Origin of the sequence: Pseudomonas sp. B21-059, assembly GCF_026016285.1 — a bacterium.
In the GTDB taxonomy this organism is placed as follows: domain Bacteria; phylum Pseudomonadota; class Gammaproteobacteria; order Pseudomonadales; family Pseudomonadaceae; genus Aquipseudomonas; species Aquipseudomonas danubii.
Map to the genome: position 1 here is coordinate 5,249,497 of NZ_CP087201.1, position 20,899 is coordinate 5,270,395.

At 58.7% G+C, this 20,899-nt stretch carries 17 protein-coding genes and 1 pseudogene; 10 read left to right on the forward strand and 8 right to left on the reverse strand.

What is annotated here, in order from left to right:
• Positions 1-7: 7 nt before the first annotated feature.
• Positions 8-856 carry a formyltetrahydrofolate deformylase gene (gene purU / locus LOY69_RS23160; RefSeq protein ID WP_102880993.1) on the reverse strand — a complete coding sequence of 283 codons (849 nt, stop codon included), beginning with the start codon at positions 854-856 and terminating at the stop codon, positions 8-10.
• A 346-nt stretch (positions 857-1,202) separates the two neighbouring features.
• Here purU and mvaT point away from each other — a divergent pair, with 346 nt between their 5' ends.
• On the forward strand, positions 1,203-1,577 hold the full coding sequence (gene mvaT, locus LOY69_RS23165) for a histone-like nucleoid-structuring protein MvaT (RefSeq protein ID WP_102860539.1): 375 nt from the start codon (positions 1,203-1,205) through the stop codon (positions 1,575-1,577).
• Between the two features lie 104 nt (positions 1,578-1,681).
• Here the strand turns inward: mvaT and sbcB are convergent, their stop codons facing one another.
• A complete protein-coding gene (gene sbcB / locus LOY69_RS23170) occupies positions 1,682-3,109 on the reverse strand; it encodes an exodeoxyribonuclease I (RefSeq protein WP_110651400.1) in 1,428 nt (475 codons plus the stop codon).
• 185 nt (positions 3,110-3,294) lie between these two features.
• On the opposite strand from sbcB, the gene LOY69_RS23175 reads away from it, so the two are divergent.
• The 9 genes and pseudogenes from LOY69_RS23175 to LOY69_RS23215 all read left to right on the forward strand — a co-directional run.
• Positions 3,295-4,020 carry an RDD family protein gene (locus LOY69_RS23175; protein WP_102880700.1) on the forward strand — a complete coding sequence of 242 codons (726 nt, stop codon included), beginning with the start codon at positions 3,295-3,297 and terminating at the stop codon, positions 4,018-4,020.
• Entirely contained in the window at positions 4,017-4,997 is a 981-nt protein-coding gene (locus LOY69_RS23180) for a stage II sporulation protein M (protein ID WP_265073638.1), read from the forward strand. The genes LOY69_RS23175 and LOY69_RS23180 overlap by 4 nt, the downstream gene beginning before the upstream one ends.
• Positions 4,984-6,534, forward strand: a complete 1,551-nt coding sequence (locus tag LOY69_RS23185) for a DUF4129 domain-containing protein (protein WP_123394084.1) — start codon at positions 4,984-4,986, stop codon at positions 6,532-6,534. Before LOY69_RS23180 ends, LOY69_RS23185 begins: the two co-directional genes overlap by 14 nt.
• Entirely contained in the window at positions 6,531-7,694 is a 1,164-nt protein-coding gene (locus tag LOY69_RS23190) for a DUF4350 domain-containing protein (protein WP_110594886.1), read from the forward strand. The genes LOY69_RS23185 and LOY69_RS23190 overlap by 4 nt, the downstream gene beginning before the upstream one ends.
• 154 nt (positions 7,695-7,848) lie before the next feature.
• Complete coding sequence (locus LOY69_RS23195; RefSeq protein WP_265073639.1) at positions 7,849-8,997, forward strand: tyrosine-type recombinase/integrase; 1,149 nt, start codon at positions 7,849-7,851, stop codon at positions 8,995-8,997.
• Positions 8,997-10,676: a hypothetical protein gene (locus LOY69_RS23200; RefSeq protein WP_265073640.1), complete on the forward strand. Its 1,680-nt coding sequence runs from the start codon at positions 8,997-8,999 to the stop codon at positions 10,674-10,676. The genes LOY69_RS23195 and LOY69_RS23200 overlap by 1 nt, the downstream gene beginning before the upstream one ends.
• Positions 10,673-12,571, forward strand: coding sequence for an integrase (locus tag LOY69_RS23205; RefSeq protein WP_265073641.1), 1,899 nt, complete (start codon positions 10,673-10,675; stop codon positions 12,569-12,571). Before LOY69_RS23200 ends, LOY69_RS23205 begins: the two co-directional genes overlap by 4 nt.
• On the forward strand, positions 12,568-12,990 hold the full coding sequence (locus LOY69_RS23210) for a TetR family transcriptional regulator (RefSeq protein ID WP_265073642.1): 423 nt from the start codon (positions 12,568-12,570) through the stop codon (positions 12,988-12,990). Before LOY69_RS23205 ends, LOY69_RS23210 begins: the two co-directional genes overlap by 4 nt.
• Before the next feature lie 34 nt (positions 12,991-13,024).
• Positions 13,025-13,139, forward strand: a pseudogene (locus LOY69_RS23215) (IS3 family transposase); the annotation flags it as partial.
• Between the two features lie 105 nt (positions 13,140-13,244).
• Here LOY69_RS23215 and LOY69_RS23220 read toward each other — a convergent pair.
• From LOY69_RS23220 to LOY69_RS23245, 6 genes are all read right to left on the reverse strand, one after another.
• Positions 13,245-13,838, reverse strand: coding sequence for a hypothetical protein (locus tag LOY69_RS23220; RefSeq protein WP_265073643.1), 594 nt, complete (start codon positions 13,836-13,838; stop codon positions 13,245-13,247).
• Positions 13,839-14,097: 259 nt separating this feature from the next.
• Positions 14,098-15,189, reverse strand: coding sequence for a caspase family protein (locus LOY69_RS23225; protein ID WP_265073644.1), 1,092 nt, complete (start codon positions 15,187-15,189; stop codon positions 14,098-14,100).
• A gap of 26 nt (positions 15,190-15,215) precedes the next feature.
• On the reverse strand, positions 15,216-17,702 hold the full coding sequence (locus LOY69_RS23230; protein ID WP_265073645.1) for an effector-associated domain EAD1-containing protein: 2,487 nt from the start codon (positions 17,700-17,702) through the stop codon (positions 15,216-15,218).
• Between the two features lie 4 nt (positions 17,703-17,706).
• Complete coding sequence (locus tag LOY69_RS23235; protein ID WP_265073646.1) at positions 17,707-18,543, reverse strand: hypothetical protein; 837 nt, start codon at positions 18,541-18,543, stop codon at positions 17,707-17,709.
• A 3-nt stretch (positions 18,544-18,546) separates the two neighbouring features.
• Positions 18,547-19,332 carry a TRAFAC clade GTPase domain-containing protein gene (locus LOY69_RS23240; protein WP_265073647.1) on the reverse strand — a complete coding sequence of 262 codons (786 nt, stop codon included), beginning with the start codon at positions 19,330-19,332 and terminating at the stop codon, positions 18,547-18,549.
• A 172-nt stretch (positions 19,333-19,504) separates the two neighbouring features.
• Positions 19,505-20,827: a GTPase-associated system all-helical protein GASH gene (locus LOY69_RS23245; protein WP_265073648.1), complete on the reverse strand. Its 1,323-nt coding sequence runs from the start codon at positions 20,825-20,827 to the stop codon at positions 19,505-19,507.
• Positions 20,828-20,899: the final 72 nt, after the last annotated feature.

The following is a 20,899-nucleotide window of genomic DNA, read 5'->3' on the forward strand; positions in this document are numbered from 1 at the left end:
TTTTCAATCAGAACACCACGGTCTTGTTGCCGTGCACCAGCACCCGGTCTTCCAGGTGGTAGCGCAGGCCGCGGGCCAGGACCATCTTCTCCACATCACGACCGAAACGCACCATGTCCTCGATGCTGTCGCTGTGGCTGACCCGTACCACGTCCTGCTCGATGATCGGACCGGCGTCCAGCTCTTCGGTGACGTAGTGGCAGGTGGCGCCAATCAGCTTCACCCCACGCAGAGAAGCCTGGTGGTAAGGCTTGGCACCGACGAAGGACGGCAGGAAGCTGTGGTGGATGTTGATCACCTTGTGCGCATATTCGCTGCACAACGCCGGCGGCAGGATCTGCATGTAGCGCGCCAGCACCACCACTTCGGCGTCGTGCTGTTTGACCAGACGCGAGACCTCGGCGAAAGCCGGCTCCTTGTCCTGGGGATTGACCGGTACGTGGTAATAAGGAATACCGTGCCACTCGACCATGCTGCGCAGGTCATCGTGGTTGGAGATCACACAGACGATCTCACAGTCCAGCTCATCGCTGTGCCAGCGGTGCAACAAGTCGGCCAGGCAATGGGACTCGCGACTGGCCATGAGCACCACACGCTTTTTCTCGGCGGTATCAGTGATTCGCCAGTCCATCGAGAACTCTTCGGCGATCGGCGCAAATGCCTCGCGAAAAGCCTCCAGGCCAAAAGGCAGGGAATCGGCACGAATCTCGTGGCGCATGAAGAACCAGCCACTGAGGTTGTCCGAGTGGTGGCTCGCTTCGGTGATCCAACCGTTATGGGAGGCCAGAAAGTTACTGACTTTGGCAACGATGCCAACGCGGTCAGGGCAAGAAATCACCAACCGAAAGGTGCGCATGAGGGGGAAACTCCAGAACTTCGCAAAGGTCGCCATTCTAGCCACTGCGCGAAAAAACTGCAGTATCCATTGCGCGCCGGGCCTTGATTAGATTGGCAATCGCCGCTTGAAACGCCTAATCCACAGCCACTGCAACGACAGATACCGACACTTGCCAATAGCGCACAACTAGTTTGTGAATAGCGCAGTTGAACCCTTCGACCTATTAAATACCGAAATGATTTTTACGTCTAAACACACTAAGAGAGACAAATAAAACAGCGGTATTATGTTTACTTGCACATACTCTCTGACTATTATTGCGACATTGTCACCCAGCCACTCAGCGCTCAATAAGGTAGTCCACATGTCCCTGATCAACGAATACCGTGCTACAGAAGAAGCCATTAAAGAACTGCAAGCACGTTTGAAAAACCTGTCCCAAGACGACAAACTGAAAACCGAACTGGAATTCGAAGGCAAACTGCGCAGCCTGATGGGCGAGTACTCCAAGTCCCTGCGCGACATCATCGCCCTGCTGGATCCGGACTCGAAAGTTAAAGCACCACGCGCCGCAGTAAAAACCACCGGCACCAAGCGTGCTCGTAAAGTTAAACAGTACAAAAACCCGCACAACGGTGAAGTCATCGAAACCAAAGGTGGCAACCACAAGACTCTGAAAGAGTGGAAAGCCAAGTGGGGCGGCGATGTGGTTGAAGGCTGGGCAACCCTGCTGGGCTAAGCCTTGCCAGTGAGCGCCCGGGCTCCTGCAGTCCGATTGAAAAACGCCAGCCCGCTGGCGTTTTTTTATGCCCCGGCAACCTGTTCCAGAGCCGGGGCCATCGTTCAAAGAGCCAGGCGCCCAGCCAAGGCCCGAACATGCTCGCGCCACTCATCCAGCACCTGGCGCTGCTTCGGATCAGCACTTAACAACGATTGCTCAAGTCCCTGAGCAAAACTTTCCAGGGTATTGGGCGCGCCGAGTTTCGGGTCAAGCAAACGTTGCTGACAGAACCCGCGCCAACGCTCTTGCTCAGTTTTATCCAATGTCTCTGGAAAGTTGCGGGCACGGTAGCGAAAGAGCAATTCAGGCAAGCGCTCATCATCAAATGGCCACTGTTGCTGAGCCAAATGCAACGGATCAGCCTCACGCACTTGCTCACACAAACGCCGATCGCGATCACCAATAAAGCCGTCGTACAACTGTTGCTCCGGGTCCTCGCTGGCCGCGAACTCGTCAGGGCCATAAATCACCGAAAGTTTATCCCGCCAAACTTCCTGGGCTTCAGTCAAAAGCAAGCCACGGCGCTGGTACTGCTCCATGTCCAAGTGCAGCCGTTGTTGATCCTCCACGCGCAAGACATTCAAGGGCGCCACTACCGGGCAGCGATTGATATGGATGAGTTTCAACGGCACTGGCAGCTCACCGTCCAGAAGATCTTCGCGCCGCGTATATAAACGCTGACGCAAGGTTTCGGCATCCAGATCCAGCAGCCCCTGCGGATCCAGATGCAGGTCACAAACGATCAGCGCATTGCGGTTGCGTGGGTGCCAGGCCAGGGGCAGCACCACCCCGATGTAGTGCCGGGCCGCAGAGAAACGCCCGGAAATATGCACCAGAGGCTGCAGCAGGCGGATCTGATCCATCACCCGCTGCTTGCTGCGCAGTTGAAACAGCCAGTCATAGAGCTTGGGTTGCTTGTCGCGAATCAGACGCGCCAAGGCAATGGTGGCGCGGACATCGGACAGTGCATCGTGGGCCTGGCCGTGGTCGATACCATTGGCGGCGGTCAGGCGCTCCAGCTTGAGGGTCACCTGCCCCTGCTCCTGCGGCCAGACGATCCCCTCGGGACGCAGAGCGTAGGCCGTACGCACCACATCGATCAGGTCCCAGCGGCTGTTGCCACCCTGCCATTCACGGGCATAGGGATCGAAGAAATTGCGATACAGGCTGTAGCGGGTCACTTCATCGTCGAAACGCAAGGTGTTGTAGCCAACGCCGCAAGTCCCAGGGCGCGCCAGTTGCCCGTGCACCCGGGTCATGAAATCCGCCTCGCTCAAGCCCTGCGCCGCCAGCCGGCTCGGGGTGATGCCGGTGATCATGCAGGCCACCGGGTGCGGCAGGATATCGTCGCTGGGCTGGCAGTATAGGTTGACCGGTTCGTCGATCTCATTGAGCGCCAGATCGGTGCGAATACCGGCCACTTGCAACGGGCGATCGCTGCGAGGATTGATGCCGGTGGTTTCGTAGTCGTACCAAAAGAGGGAAGTCACGGCCTGTTCCTGAACTGAAAGACCGCCGCAGTCTAGGCGCTCAAGCATCCCCAGGGCCAGCCGCGCGAACCGGCGGCACACAGAGCGCCACGTTGAATTAGCAGTTAATGATGTCGTTTGCCCCTCGGACACTGCTAGCATCTGCGCTGGATTTTTCTCTACCAGGCCAAGCCCCAAAGTTGCCCATGCTTGAGACGACAGCAACGCCAAGGAACGCATCGCTGCACCCGCCACTGGATACGCGGTATCAGGTCGAAACCCCCGAGGGCATCGATCTGCCGCTGCGACCGGCGGGATTGCTGGTGCGTACCCTGGCGTTTGCCCTCGATCTGGGCATCCGCGGGCTGGTGTTGGGCCTGCTGTTCATTGTGCTGGGCTTTTTCGGCGAGATCGGCATCGGTCTCGGTTCGATCCTGCTATTTCTGATCAGCTGGTGGTACATGGTGCTGTTCGAGGTGCTGAACCAGGGCCGCTCTCCCGGCAAGCAAATAATGGGACTGCGAGTGGTTCAGGACGATGGCACCCCCATTGGCTGGAGCGCCTCCCTGACCCGCAACCTGCTGCGCTTTGCCGACATGTTGCCGTTCGGCTACTTCCTTGGCGCGATCAGTTGCCTGCAGCACCCGACCTTCAAGCGCCTGGGCGACCTGGCCGCCGGCACCCTGGTGATCTATCGCGAGCAGTCGGTCAAGCGCCCGGAACTGCCACCCGCCGTCCCCCGCTCCGCGCCTTTTGCCCTGAGCCTGAACGAACAACGGGCGATTCTCGGGTTTGCCGAACGTCAGAATCAACTGTCGGCCGAGCGCACCCGGGAACTGGCGGCGATCCTCGCACAACCGCTGCATGTACCCACCGCCCAGGCCACTGCCGAACTCAACGGCATCGCCCGCGGTTTTCTGGGAACGACATGAAACAAAGCCTTTTTGAGAACCGTCATCAGGCGCAATGGCAACAGTTCGAGCATCTGCTGGACCAGTTGGAGCGACGCCGGGTCAAAGCCGAGGACTGCCAGAACTTCGTCCAGGACTACCGCCGCCTGTGCCAGCACCTGGCCCTGGCCCAGGAGCGCGGTTACAGCAGTTACCTGATCGATCCATTGCAGCAGTTGGTATTGCGCGGCCATCAGCAGTTGTACCGGCAACGCACCGCCATCAGCGCCAACGTCCTGGGCTTCATACTGGCCGGTTTTCCGCGTCTGGTGCGCCAGGAGTGGCGCCTGGTACTGATCGCCAGCCTGCTGTTCTTCGGCAGCCTGCTGGGTATCGGCCTGTTGGTGTACCTCTACCCCGAACTGGTCTATAGCCTGGTGAGCCCGGAGCAGGTGTCGGAAATGCAGAGCATGTACGAGCCCACCGACGGACGCCTGGGACGGGTCGCCGAACGCGCCTCAAGCCAGGACTGGGTGATGTTCGGCTACTACATCATGCACAACATCGGCATCGCCTTTCAGACCTTCGCCAGCGGCCTGCTGTTTGGCCTGGGTAGCGTGTTCTTCCTGTTTTTCAACGGCCTGATGATCGGCGCCATCGCCGGCCACCTGACCCAGATCGGCTTCGGCCAGACCTTCTGGCCCTTTGTCATCGGCCATGGCGCCTTCGAGCTGAGCGCCATTGCCCTGTCCGGTGCGGCCGGGTTGAAACTGGGCTGGGCACTGATCGCCCCCGGTCGCCTGAGCCGCGGCGAAGCCCTGTTGCAGGCTGCGCGGATAAGCGTGCAATTGGTCTACGGGGTCATCGTATTCTTGTTGATCGCGGCCTTTATCGAAGCCTACTGGTCCTCCATGACCTGGCCCGCGCCCTGGATCAAATACAGCGTCGGCGCCATCCTGTGGAGCCTGGTGGTGGCGTACCTGACCCTGGCCGGACGTGAATCCCATGCGCCTGAGTGACGCCAGCGTGACGATCCGCCCACGCAACCCCTGGGAAGCCATGGACCTGGGGATACTGCTGAGCCAACGTCACCGGCGCCTGCTGATGACCAGCTGGGCCATCGTCAGCCTGCCGGTGTTCGCCCTGCTGAGCCTGCTGCTGTGGCAATCCCCATCCTTGGCAGTGCTGTTGTTCTGGTGGCTGAAACCGGCCTTCGAACGCCTGCCACTGTTCATCCTCTCCAAAGCCCTGTTCGGTGAAACCCCAAGCCTGGCAGAGGCGCTGAGGCAGTGGCCACGCTTGCTCAAGCCACAATTGCTGGCCAGCCTGACCTGGCGCCGCTTCAGCATGAGCCGCAGCTTTGTCATGCCGGTGGTGCAACTTGAAGGCCTGAGTGGCGATGCCCGGCAACAACGCCTGGCGGTCCTGCTGCAGCGCAATGCCGGGGCCGCACGCTGGTTGACCCTGATCGGCATGCACCTGGAAGGCGCCTTGTGGATCGGGTTGATGGTGCTGTTCTACCTGCTGCTGCCGCAACAGATCGAACTGGACTGGAGCTGGCAGAGCCTGGTCATCGCCGCCCAGCAGGACTGGTTCTGGCTGGAACACCTGACCAACGCCTTCTACGCTCTGGTCTTGGTGATCTGGGAGCCCATCTACGTGGCCTGTGGCTTCAGCCTGTACCTCAACCGCCGCACCGAGCTAGAGGCCTGGGACATCGAACTGGTTTTCCGCCGCCTGCGCCAGCGTCTGGCGGGCGTCGCGGCGCTGCTGCTGGTGACCGGCCTGATGCTGGCGATGCCGGGCGCATCGATCTGGGCAGCCACTCCCAGCAGTTCCGTGGCAGGCCCCGAAGCGCCACGACTGCTGCAGCAACCGCTGACCAGCAAAGCCTCGAAGGACAGCATCCAGGGCATCCTGGAAAAGCCGCCGTTCAAGAACCAGGAGTCGGTCACCCGCTACCGCTTCGGCGAAGAGCAGGCACAGAAGAAAGACGCCAAGGACAAGCCGCCGGGCTGGCTCAAGAGCCTGCTTGAGAACCTCGACAACAACAGTTTCGGCAGCCTCGCCAAGGGCCTGGAAATCCTCCTCTGGGCCTTGCTGCTAGGGGCCCTGGGCTGGCTGATCTGGCGCTACCGCGATTGGCTGCGAGCCTTTGTCAGCCGCCGTCCGCTACCGCGCAAAAAACGCCCCGCCGCGATCCCCCAGCAACTGTTCGGCCTGGACGTCAGCAGCGAAACCTTGCCTGCCGATGTGGCCGCCCGCGCCGAGGAGCTCTGGTCCAGTCAGCCCCGGGAAGCCCTGGGCCTGCTGTATCGGGCACTGCTCAGTCGCCTGCTGGAAGACTTTCATCTGCCCCTGAGCGTGGCCGATACCGAAGGCCAGGTACTGGAGCGGATCAAGGCCTTGCAGCAACCGCCCCTGGAAGCCTTCAGCCGCGAGCTGACGGAGCATTGGCAGAACATGGCCTACGGTCACCGGATTCCCGGCGCCGATCTGCAACCGCAACTGTGCGACGCCTGGCGCAGTCTGTTCGGCCCAGGAGCGCCAGCATGAAGCGCTATCTTTGGGGCAGCCTGGCCCTGTTGCTGATCCTGGTACTGGGAGCCGCCGGCTACTACCTGTACCGCCACGCCACGCCCTATCAGGAACTCGTCGATCACGGCCCGTCGCCCGAAGCCCGCGCCAATCCCTACCTGGCCGCCGAGATGTTTATGCGCGAACGCGGCCTCAAGGTCGATCACGCCAACGGCCTGGAAGTACTGGCCACCTTGAAGCCCGCCGGCAACAGCCTGCTGTTGCTGGGGGAGCGCTCGAACATGAGCCCGCGCCAGGCCGACCAGGTGCTGGATTGGGCCCGTGCCGGTGGCCGGCTGATTTTTGTCGCCGAAGCCCTGTGGGACGATGACACCCAGCAAAGCGGTGACTTGCTGCTGGATCGGGTGCAGATCCATCAACAGCTCAGTGAAGACCTCGAGGAGCCGCCGGAACAGGAAGCCAACGACGCCTTTCCAAAGCTGACCAAAGTCTATCTGGAAGACGAACAGGCCCCGGCCTACATCGGCTTCGACACCGCCTTCCACCTGGACGACCCTGACAGCCTGGCCCAGTCCTGGGCCAACAGCGGCGTGGCCACCCACATGATCCAGCTCGACTACGGCCAGGGCTCGGTCACCGTGCTGACCGACGCCGACATCTGGAAAACCCCGGCCATCGGCCTGTACGACAACGCCTGGCTGCTGTGGTACCTCAATACCGATACGGCCGTGACCCTGCTGTTCAACACCGACCACCCGAGCCTGTGGCAATTGCTCTGGCGCTATTTTCCCCAGGCGTTGGTAGCCCTGGCGCTGTTGATCGGCCTGTGGCTGTGGCAGGCCGGTAGCCGCCAGGGGCCTTTGCTGGCGCCGGCCCCCAAGGCCCGGCGTCAACTGCGTGAACACCTGCGCGCCAGTGCCGATTTCATCCTGCGCCATGGCGGCCAGGGCCCACTGCTGCAGGCCCTGCAACTGGATATCCGGCGCCGGGCACGACGTCGCCATCCGGGTTTCGAACAACTGGAACCCGAAGCCCAGTGGGACGTCCTCGCCCTGCTCAGCCAGCAGCCTGTCGATGCTGTGCGCCAAGCCCTGCAACCGGTGTCCGGGCAGCGCCTTTCCGGTGCTGATTTCAGCCACCAGGTCGCCCACCTGCAAACTCTCAGGAATGCCCTATGATCTGGTACCTTGCAAAGGTTAGATTCCCATTGTATTAGAAACAGGCCCTTACGAACTCATAGCCTGAGGTGATGTTTGAGGGGCAATCTAATGGCCCTAAATCTGCCAGAGCAGACAAAGGGATTGGGTGCCTAGTCAGTGCAAGGGATGGCAGATGGAGCTTGTGTGGGCTACTGAGGAGTTGATGATCTCTGGGCAACCCTATCCTGGGTTCCCCATCCTCCTGTGGGACACGATGGAGAGTTGCGTCCCAGCCAATCAATTCTTCCGTCACTACCTGCTTCGCGGAGCCATTGGCTCTAAGCGTTCCTGGCCCAGCACCGGGCGCGCGCTGTACGACTTCTTCAGCTTCATCCAAGCTCATGAACTGGACTGGCGCGACGTTGATCGTGGCGAGGCCAAGAGCCTTGTTGCGGCCTATCGGGACTACTGCCTGGTAGCGTGCGAACTGGCACCCGCCACCACTCGCCAGCGCCTGTATTACATCTGCAAATTCTACGAGTTCGCGCTGAAGGAGGGGTGGGTAGAGCGCCTGCCCTTCGCCTACGAAGAGCGCACCGTGAAGCGAGAAACAGGCTTCCTTGCGCATGTCGATGCCAGTGGCGGCAAGGCCATGGCAAACGATGTGATGCCACGTCGCCCCAAGGCCTTGCCCAAGTTTTTGAGCATGACCGAGGTCAAGGCGCTCCTGGCCGTAGCGGAGAACCCCCATCACCGGATGATCATGAGCCTAGCACTGCATACAGGTCTGCGCCGTGAGGAAATCGCCGCCTTCCCGTTGGCCTATGTCTTCGACCCGGACAAGGCGGTACGAACCGAGCGCAACCTCCGCATTCGCCTCGATCCGTTTGATGGTAGCGGCATGGTGACCAAAGGCAGCACGCCGCGAGAGATTCGCGTCAGTCGTCAGTTCATGGCCGAACTCTATCGCTATGTGACGAAGCTGCGCGGTGAACGTGCCTCACTGAGCAAGACCCCGCAAAGGGCGCTGCTCCTCAACCAGTTCGGGCAACCCTACGGTGAGGACGGCAAGAGCCTCAACCGGATCATCAGCGAGGCCGGCAAGCGGGCGGGGATCAAGGTCCATACGCACATGCTCCGACATACCTATGCCACCCATACCCTGGTCAGCCTTCAACGCAACCCTGCGAGCGGGCTGGAGCCCCTGGTGTTCGTCCAACGGCAACTTGGTCACAGTTCGATTCAGACGACCATGGTGTACCTGCATCTGGTCAACGAAATGGCCGACGAGGCGGTGCTGACCTATGACGACGAGTTGAATGCACTGGCGGGGGCGGCCTGATGGGCAAGCGTAAGGTATTTGCCAAGACCGACCTCAGCATCCCTCAAGTCGAGCACAGCCACGACGCGGTAGGAAATGTAGTCATCCTGAACGAGGCCATCCCTCCGAAGAACACCACGGTCGAGTTCGGGCGGAGCAGCTCTAGCCTCCGGCGCTTCGATTTTGCCCGCTGGTACGACTCCGGCATCGACCCCATCACCTACGCCTGCCAGCGTCAGATCGAACGCTTCCTCGCCGGCCAGGACGGTGCCGTCACGGCCAGCACCGTGGTTGGCTACTGCAAAAATGGGCTTCGCAATTTCCTCGACTGCTGCGTTTTGCGCGCAACGGCTTTTGGCCGTGACCTGGCCCTGGCCGATGTGAACCGGGACCTGATCGACGGCTACCTCGGCCATCTGGCCGGGCTGGGTGTGGCGACTACAGCTCAGAAGACCCTCTACACGCAGACCAAGCCCGTGCTGCTTGCCTTGGGGCGGCGAGGATTGATCCCCTTGGTCACCTCCGGCGATGCGGCCACCTTCCCACGTAACCCCTTCCCAAACAGCAACCGCAAGCACAAGAGTGAGACGGCGCTGTCCAAGTTCGAGCGGCAAGCGTTCGCGGTGGCTCTGCGGCAAGTAATCACACCGATCTGGGCCGACGACGCGCCTGTGACCAGCGAACTACTGGCTTGCGCCCTGCTGGTCGTGGCGCTACACACCGGACGCAATACCACGCCGTTGTTGGAAATGGGTCGCGACTGCCTGCGCCCGCACCCCAAGGACAACACCGTGTTCCTGGTGCTGTGGAAGCGGCGCGGCTACAACACCAGCAAAGTGGCTCTGCGCGCCGAGTCGGACGCCGAGCGCCTTCTGGAGTCTACGCCGAGCGTGAGAACCAACGTGGAGCGCCTGATCCGCCGTGTGATGACTCTGACTGAACCCCTGGATGCAGAGACTCCGGACGACCTCAAAGGCCGCGTATGGCTGTATCGCGCTCGCGACAGCAAAGGCCTCAGTCGTATCACAGCGCTGAACACAGCAACGTTGGCATGGGCGACAAACCGCCTTGTAGCCGAGCATGGTCTAACCGACGGCAACGGAAAACCGCTGCGCATCAATATCTCTCGCCTGCGCAAGACCTTCGCTAACCGAATCTTCGAGCTAACCGACGGCGATCTAGCGACCACCGCCGCGGCCCTCGGCAATACCCTGCAGGTGGCCGACCAAAACTACCTGAAGCCCAACGAGAATTCCCGTCGCAACTGGCAGTTCATGGGCGAGGTACTGGTGCAGGAGTTGCTGACTCGGAGCATCGGCGCGACCTATAAAGACACGCCTATGGGCCACTGCGCCGACCCAGAAAATGGTCAATACGCCCTGAGGCGTGAGGGCGCAACTTGCATGAACTTCATGAACTGCCTGCGCTGCAAGCACTACGCGGTGACCGCCGAGGATTTGTACAAGTTGTTCAGCTTCTACTTTCGTGTGCTGGCCGAGCGCTCGCGCATGGACAAGCGACGCTGGGCACGGGAGTACGCCCACATCCCCCGCTTGATTGACAACTACATCGTTGCCGAGGGACTGCGGCGCGACACCTTCAAGGCCGCAGCCATAGAGGCCACCCGTGAGCGCGCCCGCACCCAGCCGCATCCGTTCTGGTCGATTGATCTGATCGAAAGCCTGGAGGTCTTTGCATGAGCGACAACACCCTGGCAGAGCGATCCTGGCCCCCCCTTGCCGCCCAGCCGGGCGATGTACGTGGACTCCCCGAATCCGAACACGACGCCCTGATCATCAGCGCTACTCAGGTCGATGGGCAGTGGGTCATCCTCAGCCGCTACGGCGACGATATCTGGCAACTCGACGGCTTCACGAGCAACGCACAAGCCAGTCATAAACGGCTGGACTTCAGCACCGTGCCGCAGGCGTTTCGAGCGGTGATGAAGGCAATCCTGTACCGTTACCTGCGGCGTGGGCGTGGGCGCGGGATGGGTCGGCCTAAAGGCAACGTGTTACGGCAAACTCTCACTGATGCCAGGCCATTCCTGCGCTATCTGGAAGTGCTCAAGCTCGACCACCTGGGCGCGGTGACGCCCATGGTCTGCGCGACCTATGTGGCCGCCTGCAAAGCACACCGGCAGACCCACCGTTCCAAGGGCAAGCCGCTATCGCAGAATGGGCTGCGCGGCCGCTTCAGGGCCGTCGAAGCGCTCCATGAACTCAGCCAGTACACCGACGACCGGATGCCTCAACATCCCTGGCCAGAGACTTCCGCGAAGGCGATGTCGGGACTTATTGGCAGCGGAGCCCCCCATAAGCTGGGCGGCAAGACACCGCTGATCCCCGATGATGTGTTCTGCGCGCTATTCGAGCAGGCCTACCAGCAGGTTGAGCGAGGCCAGCAACTGCTTGACCTGCGCGACGCGCTAGATGCCCTTGCAGTGCAGCGTAAAGGACGGAGTACCTGGGGGGACATTTGGGCGAAGAACAATCACCTGGATACCCATGGTTGGGAGGGTGGCCTGAGAACATTCCTCAAAGCTCTGACCCACCTACGCACAGCCTGCTACATCGTATTGGCCAGCACCTCCGGCTGCCGCAACCACGAACTGGCCAACGTACTATCAGGCGCACACCACCGTACCCAGGACGATGAAGGCACCGTCTACCACTGGATGCGCTCGCGATCGGATAAGACGGATGCCGGTGTCCATGATTGGATGATCCCCGAAGCTGCCGTACGTGCCCTGCGTCTGATGGAGCGCTGGGCCGCCCCCTATCAGGCCATGATCGCCGCCGAGATCGTGCAGCGCCGGCGTACCAGCTCGCATGATCCGCAAATCGCCGAGGCGCTCAAACACCGCCATGCGCTATTTCTCGGCGTAGCTATGGGAGGCAATCAGGTACGCACGCTTTCAAATAGCACTTGGTGTTACCACCTCAAAGCATTCTCCAAGGCTTGCGGACTGGGCTGGGATCTCGCCAGCCATCAGTTTCGCCGCAAGTTCGCTAACTACGCCGCACACAGCCGCTTCGGCGACCTGCGCTACCTCAAGGAACATTACGCACACTGGTCGCTGGACATGACCTTGGGCTACGCCATGGACGACAGTTGGGGGCAGCACCTTGACCTTGAACTGTACGACGATATTCAAGCGGAGTTGGAAGACATCAAGCTCGGCGTCGTCGATAACTGGCTGGGTGACGCCCCCCTGGCCGGCGGCTATGGCCGCTCGATAAAGCAGTGGCAGCGGGAGCCGCAAAACCTACTGATCTTCAAGGATCACACCTCGATGCTGAAGTCCATTGCCGAAAGCACCGCGATTCGCAGCAACGGCCATGCTTGGTGCACTGCGGACAATGACGGTTGCGTCGGCAATACCCTTGAGCGTACCCGCTGCGGCAACTGCAACAATGCCGTGATCGGACCCGGCCATGCGGCCATTTACCAGCGACTCTACGATGATCTGAAAGGGTTGTTACATTGCCCGGACATTGGCGAGGGCGGCCGCCAACGAGTTGAGCGCGACCTGAATCGCTGCCGTGACGTACTGGCCCAGTTGGGAATGACCCCGGAGACTTTAGTCGCATGAAGCAGAAGGACAAGGCAACCAACTACAAGCCAGCGGAGGATCGTGAAAAGGATCTGAAGATCGCCCTCTACCGCATCCAGAAGGGCCGTACCCGCACCGGGGAAACCAAGGTTACCATCACCGCAGTAGCCCGCGAGGCAGGCGTATCGACGGCGCTAATCCATAACCACTACCCAAGAATTGCCGAGGCTATCCGCGAGGCTCAGGGCCGCTCTAGTCGTGCCATGCGTGATGTGAAACAACAAGACTTGATTGCAGAGCGCATGAAGTCCGCAGCATACCGTCAGGAGATAGAGAAACTGCGGGCCAAGGTTGCCAATCTCGCGTCCGTCAATGAGGTGCTATTGGACGAGAACCGTGTGCTTAAGACTAAGATGAACGACCGAAAGGTGGTCGATCTGACTTCAAAGAACAACTAGCCTCTCGTTATCAGCTGCCTTTTGTCGTCTGATCGAAGACGATGACCAGCAGGCGGAACTACGTCGCTTGCGGGCCGAGCTCAAGCGGGTCACAGAAGAGCGAAACATTTTAAAAAGGCCGCCGCATACTTTGCCAAGGAGTGCGGCTGTAGTGGTCTAATGAAACCGAAAGCCCGCGTCACTGCGGGCTGAAGAGTTAGTTTTTAGACGGAGAAGGCCGAGGTGGAGGCGGAGGCGGCTCTTTCCTCGGCTGGTTATCTTTTACGTAGCGCATCGGCGGTGGAGGTGGCGGTGGTGGCTTTTGGGTCATTACGAGCTTGCTCCTGCTGATGTACGTAGAACGGAAGGAATGACAGCACTGAGACGAACAACGCCGCTGTTACATAGTTTGCAAGCGATCGGAGATAGATCCCACGCTTGTCATTATTTTCTGTATTCACCGTGGCGCCTTCGATGAAGTAATTAAGCACCAAGCTCTTGAAGTGCGCATCGGCTTCCTCTGGAGTATCCCAATATTTCTCGTAGTCATCGCGGAAGCTGCGCCGATGAGTCTCAAGCTCCATCAGTGTGGGAAGGCCCCTGTCGGAATCCCTCAGGGACCATGCAGCACGGAAATACAGAGCGCCGATCAGTAGCATCACACATGTGCTGAGATAGAAAATCCAGAAGAAGATGCTTGCGGTACCGTCCTCGGTGGTTGGTGCTTTGTTAAGCATATACGAGAGGAAGGTCACTATGACTACCAGCATCGCAAGCGGCATACTCAATCTGGCGTAGAGCTTTTCCTTGCGGTCGAGCTCCTGATAGAAAACCTTCTCGTAAAAAGCAAACCTCTCTTTATCGTCCATTATTAGCGCTAGTGCTCCTGGTGGCGTCCAAGGGCCATCATTACCACACCACCAAGCACCACGAAACCGGATCACTGAATTTTATTACACGCAAGGGACGCTGCCATGGCGCTGACCGAGAGCTACCAAGGGAGGCCAACCCGCTCCACCATGAGATACTGCTCTCCTGGTCGATAAGTGAAGATTGCTTTTGAGCTTTGCCTATCGGCAGATTCTTACGCGTCAGGCGAGTACGCTCCAGCGGTCGCGCTTAAGGTGTCTAAAGCATCGCCAACTGCGGATGGTTCGAAAAGTCTTCCCTCGCTGTACTAATCAAGCTGCCGAAGCTGATGCTCCTGCCACCGCCGCCCTGTTTCAGCGTGCGAAGCGCTGCATGCCAAGAAGCCTGCCCGGTAGGATGAAACTGCAGACGAGACAGGTCACCGCCAGCACGGCTCCAAACTTCTTGGTCCCGCGGTCCGAATGGGTAGAGCTCGACCAGAGTCTTTTCTAGCACCGACCAAGGGAGCTCCTCTTGCACCGCTAGCATGATCTCAGGACTGTACGACGACTTCTTCCCACCTTGGCTCAGCGCGACAGCGAAGTTCCCTTCAAGGTTGTCAGCCTTAAAAATTGGGTGCTGGTCGTCTGGGATCAGCTTAGGTACCTCTTCGGAGACATAGTTAAACAGGTCAAAGACCTTGATAAAGCCGCTTGCGCTCTTGTCGGCAGCTCCGCGCAAACCTGCAAGCAGTGCTGTCGTGAATACGCTGTTCCTTGCACCGACAAATACGGACGACACTTCGTCAGCACGACACGACGCCATTAGTGCACGTCCGCTACCAACTGCCAGCTTCGCGAAGGTATTTTGGCTATAGCCAGACTTGAGCTCGTGGCCTTTGTCATCAGTCAGACTCTTCGAGATTGCAGCGCCTCCAGCATGACAAGCGTCGATGAAGACCAGAAGTCGCTTCGCCTTGATCTGCGCAAGTGCAGTAGCTAGTTCATTCGAGCTAATGGATGTGTTTTCAATGTCGGCGAGATCGCTATCCACAGCGACCAGCACACTGTCTTCATTGCCTGCGCTACCCACGACACCACCGTGGCCGGAGAAGAACACGCAGGCCGTATCATCAGGCCCCGCACGACTAGCCAGTTCGTCTAACCCTTTCAAAATTGCTGCCCGAGTAGCTTTTGCATCTAAGAGAGTGACGACGTTGGCGGGGGGATAGCCACAGTGATCCGGCGATGAGAGCGTTGCGGCGACGTCATTGACGTCGTTCAGAATCGCGGCAGGTAGTCTGGAGATTTGCTTATAGTCCGCCACACCAATAAGAAGGGCGTGGCCTTGCGGGTAGCCAGTTGGGTTCATGTTTCAACCATGCGTATGTGGGAGTTTTAACGCCAGCCAACAATGTCCGTGTCGCTAATATAGAGGCGTAGCTTCTCGTTCATTGGAAAATCTCTGCACATCATCTTAAGCAGATCATGTGCTGTCGGACGGCCGCCGAAACGGATTGAAGTCAATGCAGTGTGCCAACGAGTTGAACCATTTTGAGACCGTCCTGGCAGGTCGGAATTCTTGCCACCGGCGCGTGACCAGAGCTCGTCGCTATCCGGACCGCTTGGATATAGTTCACAGACCTCATCTTCGAAGGCTTTCCACTTCTCGGCAGCGCTTAGTTTTGAGAGTCCAAGCATCCAACGCGTATAAAAGCTGAGCAAGTGTGCGCACAGCCTTAGCCCTGGCTTAATATCTGGACGCTTGGCAAGCCAGTCCGCAAGATGTCTAGCCGCGCGCTCCCAATGTCGGGACGCCACAAGCGCTCCCAACTGCTCAGAAGCCGCATGGGAAAGCATGCGAGCGCCCTTCAAGAGGTTGTTCAGCCATTCGATAAACACCTCTTCGGGAAAAGACGGGAGGTCACTGACGATCGCTAGATGCGTTTCAACCGGCACTGATGACCTTTCAAGGACTGACCGCAGGCTCAAGCTCGCCATGATTGCGCGTTCAAGTGGGGCTTCAGGGGTAGTCATCACCTCGCCTTTCGCCGCGCCTTCCAGCCAGCCTGTTGCGGTCGCCTGCAGGTAGTGATCACGCTGTGAAGCGGGTAGAAGCGACCACAGTCGCGCCCGCTCCGAAGTGGCGCAGAGGTCAGCCAATGGGGTCTTTGCCATCGCATCGAGTAAGCCGATGTCGACGATTCGTCCTTGGACGAGTTGAGCTAAAACAGTGTCACGCGCGCCGACGGCATTGCTAGGTGCGTTCCACAGGGAAGAGTTCTTGCCAATCACAGCGCCCCACACCTGTTGCTCAGTAATGTTATCGCAGCGGATGTTAGACAGGATCTGAGGATGAGTAGCGGCCTGCTCTGCGCACAATTCAACCAAGCGCAAATCCTTATGCGCGAGCGTACACTCCAACGTCTGTGAAGGGCTCGCGAACCGAAGGGCTGACCTCAAACCGGCGCTGTGATCTAGGTCTTTATCCACATTCAGCTGCTGGCCTGTTGCATCGATAGGGGACAGTGTTGCCGCTAGCGCAGCGCCGTACGCAGTCAGCCAGCGCTTCTTCAGGAGCGGCGAAAGTAGAGCGGCCGAAGAGGCAACGTGGAGCTTTCTGGGCACTTCCTCCGCCAGCCGCTGCTCAACTGCAGCGTCAGCTGGCAGTGTGCCTACAGCTGCGGCGAACGCGACGTGGCTATGCTCGGCCCATCTCCAAGCTGCTTGGTAAATGGCGGGCTTGTCTCTACGAGCAGCTGTCGATAAGCCGGTTGTCACTGCAGCGCACCATGGCGGCAATGCGAGCGCCTCATCAACCGAGGCCGCGACCATCTCCATCAAGTCGCTGTCGTCCACTGGCGCAAATCCGAGGTTACTAACGAGGAACTCAACGGCTGACCACAACGGTCGTGTGTTGGCAAAGCCAGAGAGCACCAAATTCCTCATTAACAACAACTGCTTGCAGCCTGTGCTTGGAATCAAGGCCGTGAACCGACCGATGAGTTTGTCCTTGATGCTAGCGCCGAATGCCGGCTGATTTGAGAGACCGTCTGCCAAGCGTATAGCAGCCAGCAAATCATCAAAGCTTTCGCCAGTAGAGAGGATGGTTTGCAGCCGTTCAAGCCGGCTCAAGTCCCTGAGCGTATGAACTCCAAGGCCCAGCTCCTCGGCGAGAGCTAGGATTGACTGCACTTCGCGCTGGCCACAGAGAATCCCGGCAGTTTCAGAATTCGAAGTTTGATCGTCTGGCTTGACTATACGATGCTTTGTCCAACGAGCTTGGAGCTGCTCGGGCGTGCATACAAGCGCCGGCGTGGGTTGCTCTACCACATCGTTCGGACCGAAGCTCAGCCGGAACGCAAAGGTTCGTCTTAAGGCCGGCCAGAGGTTATTCCACAGTGAATCAACGAGGTGCTCGAATCCCTCAACGCTCAGTCGTACAACTGGAGCGAGTCCTTGGTCTGCCAACGCGTTCGCCGTACCGATCAAGTCAGCGGCCAGCAGGTTGCTACTGTCTGCAATGTCAAGCTCCAGCGTTACCACCGAGTCGGGGCACTCTGTGACCGAGGCTGCCAGTCGTCCAAATAGCGCGACCAGGCTTCCCACCTCGCACATATCGTCCAATCTGATGATTAACGCATGAGTCAGCACCATGCCACCGCGCGACGCGCTCGAATCCAAAAACGTGCGGGCGAGAAGGTAGTGCTCGTCAATAGGAAAGCCGCGAACAAACGGCGACCAAGCTTGGACACCTGGCGGCACTACATCTGGCAAGTCGAGCCTTGATGCGATGGCAGCGACTATCGGCGCATTCGTACTCGATGTTCTCAGTCCGTGACCACGACCTGGAATCTCGCCATAAACGGCCTGCTCAACTCGCATTCGCTTAGGTCCCGTCTGCCATCAAATATTGAATCGGCAGGGTAATGTCGGTGCTCTTCTCACCGTTAGGTAGCACCACATAACCGAACTCTTCCGGGCCACGGATTGCGTAGTCCTGGTCCGCATCCGTTTTGTCGAGCGCCCGTTCAAGAGCAGATAAGCCAATGACAGTAGGCAATGCCCAATTGCTGCGCACGAACGACCACAGCATCGGCAGTCGAGACTCCAAGAGGTCAGCCGGCAGCTCCGTCGTTTCAAGCTCATCCCAACAGCTCAGCAAGATGGTTAAGCGAGGTTTGTGAAGCGGCCGGTCCAAATGGAACTGCGCCAGGTAGAGCAGCATCTGAAGGAGCTCTACAGTCCTTGCTTGATCTGACAGCTCGTATGTCGCCGCCTCGCCCTGTGCCTCAACTGAAGCGAAAGATTGCAGCGGGCGCGAGAACAAGTCTTCTTCGGATCGAAACGAATGCAGCCTGATGAGTAGGACCCAATCCGTGGCTTCAACCACTCGATCTCGCCAGGCGGCCGGGATCCGCCGCTGCGCGACAAGGTTACGAACCTGTTCGCCGCCATAGTCTGGCCAAACCAGTTCGGCGTAACGACCGGCCTCATCCGAGATGGGCCAGACGCTCTCGACGTAGATGTCAGCAGGTGTGTGGTCTGTCGACTTTCCCTCAGTCAGGCAACTGAGAGCTGTAGTGAACGCCTCCAGGTTCGTTGGAGCGCCGGTCATCTTGAGCGCGCATGCCTTGACCATAAGACGCTTCAAAAACTGGGCACCGTAATGAGTCTTACCGACATTTGACTCGCCGACCAACAAGATGGTGTGTTGAGGCGCCACCAATTATCTCCTACCAAATCGAAAAAGCGGATCGTGACCACAGACTTCTGTAGTGGGTAAATCAACCCCAGCACGCTTGGTGCAAACTATCCAGTCAAATAGCTGACGGAAGCCTTGTGCAGCGTCTACCTCGCCGCAAGGCGATACGCTGACGACGAACTCCGGGACGATAGATGAGTGCGATGCGACCGCTTTTCTGATCTGCGCCTCCATGGCTGCGGCCACATCTACGTCCCCCTTCGTCCAGACAAGTGCCAAGCGCCGTCCGCGGGCCTCAGCCACTGCACGTTGAGCAAGTAGCTGAAAGTCGTTCCGAGCGGTCCCCATTTTGGACCCAGCAAGAGCTTGACGGTCAGCAATCAGGAGTGTGACGTCTGCATGCCGTGCAATCCAGCGTGCTCCTTCCGCGTCAACTGCCTGCTCGTTGATCGCCCATTTCTGAAACCACTCTCCAGGTGCATCGGCAAAAAGAAAGTCGCGTAGCGACCCGTCTTCACGGCGAAAGCCAAGGTGAAGCATTCCGGGTGCTCGGGCCGCTCCGCTGGGGGTGTGGGGCGGAAAGCTTGGGGGCTGCCCCGGCTTCCAGCGCAGATACGTCGCCACCGCCTCCCAACCTGCCAGCGTATAAGAGTTGCTGAATAAATTGGCATCAGTAGTCAGCGCACCTTGCCCCAGCAGCAGATAGAACGCACCGAGTAGTGTCGTCTTACCTGCGCTTTCCGGGCCGACGATACCGATAGTGATGGGTTTTACCTTGCCGCTGACGAAATTGAGATCAGACTCCCCCATTGCCAAACCGCTCCACGGGAGCAGCATCTGGTCGCAGTCAGCCGAAGCAGCTACTTCGCCTTTGCTAACACGCGTCCATTCGGGGCATACGTCAAGCCGGATGTGACCCAGCGTACAGGTGGTGTTGTCATCAGCGAAACAGTTGAGATGGGGGCATCTGTCCATGAGCGCCTTAATTCTTCTTGACCCGCTTGGTTGAGTTTTCGTTTACAGCGCGTGCGCTCTGAAGCTCACGGAATAGGTATGTACCCCACTCAGACGGGGTCATATTAGTGGACGCATCCACGCCAACGAGGACACGCAGAGTCGTCGCGTCGATTTCACTTGAATCCCCAGGGTACCCGATCAACGATAGGAGAGGGCCTCGGCCAACGGGTGCAGTTACGTACCGAGCAGCCAGCGTACGGAAAGGCTGCATGAATACAGTTGTCCTAGCATCGCGCAAAAGGCTAGAGAATTTACACTCGCAGCCTCCTAGATCATCTTTATATGTAGGAAGGCAGCGGATGGCCTCTCGCAGGAAGGCCGATACACTTGCTGGCGAATAGGTTGGTACCTGCTCGTGCAAATCCAGCGCCATCAAAGCAGAGGCTTCGAACGGAGGTAGGTCAAGGTAGCTCGCATGAGCACTTGGAGAATAAAGTGCCTCCTTCCACCAAAGTAGGTTTGTGCGGCGTTGCAGACCTGCCGTTGCACCGCTGAAGCTCGATAACGCCTTATCAACATGGACTGTTATCGCCTTTGATAGATTGGAGAGTGGACCCGAGAGGTCGACAGGAGCTGGCGCTAGCTCCTCGGCCATCTCATCCAACGTCTCTGCGATGACGGCGCTCATCTTGCTTGCAAACTCTTTTCCCCATACTTCGGGATTGTTGTGCGGATAGTGGGCGTTCTTAGGTTCGTTGGTTCCCCACGGCCCCGTTGCTGAGTTTACTTTCGCCCGGAGCTCACTCAGATCGACAGTGGGCGCCTTATAATCCGTAGCCACTGGCGCTGGCGGTTTGTACTGCAACGGTTCAACCGTAATCATTTCTGGCGTTGCCCACTCTTCCTCGGCACGCGCATCGACTTTCGTTTCAATTTCGCTTACAGCTTCGCGCCAAATCTCAGTTTCGTCGGACGTTTCGGCGTGAACCAAGGCATTGCGCGCCGTGTTGACGAAGGCAACGGCAATCGCATCGTCCGAACGAGCCGCCTGCACGATGGCATCCAATAGGATAGCCCGTAAGATGCCAACGGGCCGCCCGGCAAAGGCGTTAGCAACAGTCTCCCATTGCATGCGGAGGCAGGTCATTGCCTCCTCTACAGTTTGGTCCGTCGCTGGAATGTTGGGATCCGCCGCCACCATCGTGAAGCTGGCAGTCTTTGAGGGTACCTTTCTAAGAGTGGCTGACAGACCTTTGGCTGTGGATCGCAGCTTATCGAGTTTAGTGTCATCGCCTTTGAGATCGATGACACCAATCTCAAGAAACCTCAACAAAAATTCTTGTTCCATTCCCTGGTCTCCGGACCTTTTTTGTCATGCAGCAATACATTACTTGAGCCTCCTGGTTCAACACCGGGGGAG